This window comes from Robbsia andropogonis, from assembly GCF_000970345.1.
GTDB lineage: Bacteria > Pseudomonadota > Gammaproteobacteria > Burkholderiales > Burkholderiaceae > Robbsia > Robbsia andropogonis.
Genome location: NZ_LAQU01000254.1, coordinates 1 through 443, shown reverse-complemented (window position 1 = coordinate 443; position 443 = coordinate 1). Strand labels below are relative to the sequence as shown.

Below are 443 nucleotides of genomic sequence, written 5' to 3'. Positions count from 1 at the left end.
TGACGCCAGGCGCGGCCGTACTGCAATACCTCTTCAGCGATCGCCGCAACGTCCGCAGCCGGCACGTCCCAGGCCGTCAATTCTGCCGCGGTGCGGGCCGCGAAGGCTTCAGGCGTCAGCAGAATTGTTTCTTGCTCGACAACGCACGGTTCAGCGAGCAATTCAGCGATATGTGTGGCCGCAATCATGCGCAACGGCCCGCCACCGACTCGCCACAGCGAGCGCAGTTGAAAATCACGCAGGCGCTGAACGCGCAGGCGGGCGATCTCCCAGAGCAGAGTCGTAACGTCGGCGTGGCCACGATACTGAGCACTGAGTGCTTGTAGCTCGGCCTTGGTGAGGCCGGGGCGGAAATTGGAGTGCATCGCCACCTCTTAAATACTGTATATAGGTACAGTATATTAGCGCATCCGATGCCATGGGCCTGCCTGGGGATCTTCGAT

Annotated in this window: 1 protein-coding gene; it reads right to left on the bottom strand. The window is 60.5% G+C overall.

Annotated features, from left to right (window positions below):
* A partial coding sequence (locus WM40_RS28435; RefSeq protein ID WP_236693742.1) for a hypothetical protein occupies nucleotides 1-371 on the bottom strand: 371 nt, incomplete at its 3' end.
* Nucleotides 372-443 lie beyond the last annotated feature (72 nt).